This is a genomic window from Streptomyces otsuchiensis, from assembly GCF_004305975.1.
Lineage (GTDB): Bacteria > Actinomycetota > Actinomycetes > Streptomycetales > Streptomycetaceae > Streptomyces > Streptomyces otsuchiensis.
This window is the reverse complement of record NZ_BHZI01000404.1, coordinates 1-4017: the sequence shown is the minus strand read 5'-3', so window position 1 is coordinate 4017 and position 4017 is coordinate 1. Positions and strand designations below refer to the sequence as shown.

Genomic DNA, 4017 nt, shown 5'->3' with positions numbered 1-4017 from the left:
GGCGTGATGAGCCCCGCCCACGACCCCCTGTACCTGGAGAGGCTGCGTGCAGCCGCCCGGGAACTCGCCACCCCGCTACGGGATGTGGCGCTCGCCGTGGACCGCGATCCCGCGCTGCTGCCCGGCCTGGTGCGTTCGGTGCTGCCCTGGCAGTCGTTCACCGGCCTCCCGGCGGAGTTCCACACCTCCCCGATCCGTCTCGACGGGCGGAGCGTGGCCGCCGACTCCTGCACCGAACAGGCCGTGGTCTGGGAGGAGATGGCACGCGCCGACGCCGGGGTGGCACTCGGGCTGCCGGGCCCGGCCATGTCCGGCTTCATGATCGCGGAACTGGCCGACCCCGCGCAGCGTGAGCGCTACTACGGCCGACTGGCCTCGGGGCGCCCGGTGTGGACGTTCTTCGGCATGACCGAACCGGCGCACGGCTCCGACCCGGCATCCATGGGCACCGCGCTGGCGGCCGACGGGCAGGGCGGGTTCGCCCTCAGCGGCACCAAGCGGTTCGTCGGCAACGGCGCCCGGGCCGAGATCGGCGTGGTCTTCGCCCGCCGTGCCCCCGGGCCGCTGGGCCTGACGGCGGTGCTGATCGAGACCGACCGTGCGGGCTTCACCGGCGCCGGCCTGGACACCCTCGGGCTGCGGGGTCTGGAGCTGAGCGAACTGCGGATGGCGCGGGTGCCCGTCGCCGAGGAGGACGTCCTCGGCCGGCAGCGCAAGGCGAGCCGGCGCGGAATGTGGGCCGCCGTCCGTACCTTCAACCGGTTCCGTCCGCTGGTCGCCACCCTCGCCCTGGGCGTGGCGCAGGCCGCTCACGAGTACGCCGAGCGAGAGCTGCGCCCCACGCCGGAGGCCCGACGCCGCTACCTGGCAAGGGAGTTCGCCGATCGGCTGGCCGGGGTCCGGGCGATGGTCGGCGCCGCGGCGGCCTCAGCCGACCGTGACCCCAGCAGCGGCACCGCGGCCTCCGCCGCCAAGCTGCACGCCACCCGCCTCGCCGAGGAGCTGACGGTCTGCGCCGCCCGCTCCTTCGGGCCGGGCGCCCGGTTCGACCACCCGCTGCTCGACAAGTGGGTGCGTGACGCGCGGGCCTTCGAGTTCATGGAGGGCACCTCCAACATCCAGCGGCTGAACCTGGCCCAGGGCTACCTCCAGGAGCGTGACCGCCATGTCCACGCGGCCTAAGACCGTCACCGGCGCGCGCGGGACCGGTGACGACACCGGCGACCGGGGCGGGGCGGCCGACTACCGTCGCCCGCCCTCCCGCACCGGACCGCCGCCCGGAGTCGACGTCTGGCTGATCCCGCTCGACCCCGCCGCCGGAACCCGCGCCACGGCGCGCGCCGGCTCGGGGCCGGCGACGGACCGGTCCGCCGGCCTCGACCGTGCCGAACGGGGCCGCGCCCGCGCCTTCCGCGACCCGTCGGTGGCCCGCCGCTACGTCGCCGCGCACAGCGCGGTCCGCTCGGTACTGGGCCGCTACCTGGGCAGCCCCGGCACCGAACTGCGCTGGGCCACCGGGCCGCACGGCAAACCGGTCTTCGAGGGTGAACACCGCGACTGGCACTGGTCGACGAGCCGCTCCGGCGCGCACGCGCTGCTCGCCGTCTCCCGCACGGCACCCGTCGGGGTCGACATCGAGCGGATCAGCGTCTCCGCCCGCGCGGTGCTCCCCCTGGCAGCCCGGTTCCTGCCCCCGGAGGAGGCCGCACTGGTGGCCCGCGGCCCCGCGCCGTACGACCGTCGGAGCGCCTACCACCGGCTGCTCTCCCGGAAGGAGTCCTGCGTGAAGGCGGTCGGCGGGCGCTTCCTGGAAGGGCTGCGACTGCCCGTCGCCGGCACCGGGGCGGTCACTGCGGCCGGTGGCCCGCGCGGCGAACTGGCGCACGCCCGGATGCGGTTGGCCGATCTGCCGGCACCCGCCGGGTGGGTGGCGACGCTGGCCACCGTCGGCGAAGCGCCCATGCCGCTGCGGCTGTTCGCCTGGCCGTCCCCCGGACTCCCGCTGCCCGCGATCGACTTCGGCGACGACGACGGACCGCGCGCGGCGACGGACCGCACGGCGGTGGCACGATGACCCGCCGCTGTGTCGCGGCCGGACCGCGACGGACCCGAGCCGCTGCCGGGCGCCGATGTCCCACCCGCTCCGCCGCCGCGCCGGCCGCGGTACGGCGCTGCCGCCCGGCGGGCCCAGCGCCGGTGGCCCTGGTCGTGGCACGGTTCACGCCCTCGGAACTGCCCGTCCTGACGGTCCGGCCCCCGCGCGGCACCGAGGTGACCCGGGCCGCCGCACGCGCGCTGGCCACCGGCGGGCGCGGACAGCTGGGCGGGGTCCTCGACATCACCGTGCTGCCCGGCCGCGCGGACGGCCCCGCACTCGACCGCGCCCTGGCCCACGCGGAACGCCACGCCGCCGAGCGGGCGGTGACCGCCGCACTCCGGGACGGAACACCGCGCAGCGTGCGGCTCCGCGTTCCCGTACCGCCCTGACCGAACCGGCCGAACCGGCCGAACCGGCCGAACCGCCCCCGAACGAGCGCCACGCGGCGCCGCGGCACCGCGACCCCTCCCGTCCGTCCGACCCCCGAGAGAACAGGCATCCCGATGCGCACTTCAACCGAACCGGCGGGCCCCGCCGCGCCACCGATGGTCCAGTGGGACCGGGTCGGCTTCCTGGTCGGCGGTCAGGCCCTCGCCCAGGGCGGCAGCTTCATACTGATCATCGCCATGACGTGGACCGCCGTGCAGCTCGGCGGCACCGCGGGCGTCAGCCTGGTGCTGCTGGCCTCCTCCCTGCCGCGCGCGCTGATGCTGATCTTCGGCGGGGCCGTCGCCGACATGCTCGGTCCGCGCTACGTGCTGCTGCGCACCACCGCCGCCCGCGCGGTGGTCCTCTTCTGCGGGGCGCTGCTGGTCTTCTCGGTCGACGCGCTGTGGCCCCTGGTCGTCGTCGCGCTGCTGGAGGGCAGCCTGCTCGGGCTCGGCGGCCCCGCCTCGTCGTCGCTGATGCCGCACTTCGCCAAGAAGGAGCACCTGGCGCGCGCCAACTCCCTCTACGCGATGGTGGTCCGGCTCGCGCCGATCGCCGGCGCCCCGCTCGGCGCCCTGCTGATCGCCACCGGACACCTCGGCCACGCCCTGCTCGTCACCGCGGGCACCTGCACCGCCTGGCTGCTGTGCCTCCTGTACGTCACCCGGGGCCTGACCCGGCCCGCGCGGGACGAGAGCGAGTCGATGGTGCGGCGCTCCGCGGACGGCATCCGGCTGCTGGTACGGCTGCCCCGGCTGCGCTACATGTTCCTCGCCGCGTTCACGCTGGACCTGGCGTTCAACTGGCCGCTGGAGGTGGCACTTCCGCTGCTGGTCTCCGAACGCGGCTGGAACGTCTCGGTCGTCGGCGTGGTCATCGCCTCCTTCGGTATCGGCGCCCTGGTCGCCAGCGCTCTCGGCGTCGTACTCGCCCACCGGATATCGCTGTTCGCCCGCCTGGTGGTGACCGGCGTGGGTATCGCGGCCGGCATCCTCACCATGGCGCTGCTGCCGTCGGTGCTCGGCCTCAGCGTGGTCGCCTGCCTGGTCGGCCTGCTCTCCGGCTTCAACGGCCCCGCGATGGTCACGGTCTACCAGCAGTCCGCGCCGCCGGACCGCATGGGCGCGGCGATGTCCACCCTGGCCCTCGCCGGTATCGGCACCGCCCCGGTCTCCATCGCCCTGTTCTCCAGCGTGTCGCTGCTGCTGGGCGTCTCCGCCACCTGGGTCCTCTGCGGACTCATCGCCTTCGCCTCCCCGGTCGCCGCTCTGCTCGCCCTGCGACACCCGGAGCCGAACAACGCCGACAAGGACGGTGCCGACAACAGCCCCGGCGCGGCGGACGCCGCCACCCCGGCCGCCCCGGCGGACGCGCCGGTCCCCGTCGCCGCGCTCGTCACCGCCGACACCCACCCGGAGGTGAACCACCGCAACGGTCCCGTCGGCAGCGCCGCCCGGACCGACGTCCCCGAACCCGCCCCAGCATCCGTG

At 75.7% G+C, this 4017-nt stretch carries 4 protein-coding genes; all 4 read left to right on the top strand.

The window, feature by feature from the left end; translation table 11 throughout:
- Positions 1-1182 (top strand): acyl-CoA dehydrogenase family protein (locus E0D90_RS24325; protein ID WP_227870471.1); only part of this gene is annotated, 1182 nt, incomplete at its 5' end.
- The gene (locus E0D90_RS24320; protein ID WP_130800101.1) at positions 1166-2074 is read left to right on the top strand and encodes a 4'-phosphopantetheinyl transferase family protein; all 909 of its coding nucleotides are present in this window, start codon (positions 1166-1168) and stop codon (positions 2072-2074) included. The genes E0D90_RS24325 and E0D90_RS24320, both read left to right, overlap by 17 nt.
- 134 nt (positions 2075-2208) lie before the next feature.
- Positions 2209-2487 carry a hypothetical protein gene (locus E0D90_RS24315; RefSeq protein WP_130800100.1) on the top strand — a complete coding sequence of 93 codons (279 nt, stop codon included), beginning with the start codon at positions 2209-2211 and terminating at the stop codon, positions 2485-2487.
- Between the two features lie 114 nt (positions 2488-2601).
- Positions 2602-4017, top strand: a 1416-nt coding sequence (locus E0D90_RS24310; RefSeq protein ID WP_227870470.1) for an MFS transporter, incomplete at its 3' end; no start/stop codon positions are given.